The organism is Oleiphilus sp. HI0043 (assembly GCF_001634935.1).
Window position 1 is genome coordinate 1 of the sequence record NZ_LWEY01000684.1, and the last position, 1,111, is coordinate 1,111.

At 45.7% G+C, this 1,111-nt stretch carries 1 protein-coding gene and 1 pseudogene; both read right to left on the reverse strand.

The genetic code is table 11. The features are described 5' to 3' along the window. A pseudogene (locus tag A3729_RS08175) lies at window positions 1–184 on the reverse strand (ABC transporter ATP-binding protein); the annotation flags it as partial. Then, the coding region (urtC, locus tag A3729_RS08180) for an urea ABC transporter permease subunit UrtC (RefSeq protein ID WP_068633606.1) at window positions 181–1,111 on the reverse strand (931 nt) is incomplete at its 5' end. The gene urtC and the pseudogene A3729_RS08175, both read right to left, overlap by 4 nt.

Genomic DNA, 1,111 nt, shown 5'->3' on the forward strand with positions numbered 1-1,111 from the left:
GTTCACCATCATTGATATAGAGGTTCATGTCATTCAGTGCTTTAAAGCCGTCGAAACTGACTGACAAGCCTTCGATATAGAGAATCACGTTCTTCGATACATCAACATGCACATCGTCTTCGCGCATGAAACTCCATACTTGGTCTCGACGCATCGTTTCTCGAGTTGTATCCAATACATTCATGATGCTGTCTCCCCGGTTTCTAATTTATTCTTCTTTAGCGTTCGCTTGTCTCTAATTTGCTCCATTAAGCCCATCAGGCCTTTTGGTAAGTAAAGCGTAACGAAGACAAACAAGGCACCCAATGCGAATAACCAACCATCTGGCATAATCGCGGTGAATTTAGTCTTCGCAAAATTCACTAACAATGCACCGATAACTGCACCAATCAAAGTTCCTCGGCCACCCACTGCTACCCAGATCACCATTTCGATAGAGTTAATGGGTGAGAATTCACCTGGGTTAATAATACCGACTTGAGGAACGTACAAGGCACCCGCTACTGCCGCAATCACAGCTGAGTAGACGAACAACCAAACTTTATAGCGCTCAGTACGATAGCCAATAAAACGTGCTCTGTTTTCACCATCACGAATCGCGACAATAACCTTGCCAAAGCGTGATTTAAATATCGCATGGCTCGCAAGCAACACTAAACACAATATGACAGAGGTGGCGACAAACAAACCAATTCGCGTGCTGTCTGCTTGTAAATCAAAGCCTAGTATCTCTTTGAAATCTGTTAAGCCGTTGGTCCCGCCAAAACCCATCTCGTTTCGGTAGAAAGACAGCATCAATGCATAAGTCAGTGCTTGCGTCATGATCGATAGATATACACCCGTGACTCGAGACCTGAATGCCAACCAACCGAACACGAAAGCTAGCAAGCCAGGCACCAATGCCACCATGATCATCGCAAACCAGAATTGATCCATACCCTGCCAGAACCAAGGTAGCTCTTGCCAATTCAGAAAGACCATAAAGTCAGGTAGCTCAGGGTGACCATAGACACCACGGTCACCAATCTGACGCATTAAATACATGCCCATGCCGTAGCCACCAAGCGCGAAAAATGCACCATGACCCAAGCTCAAAATACCGCAATAGCCC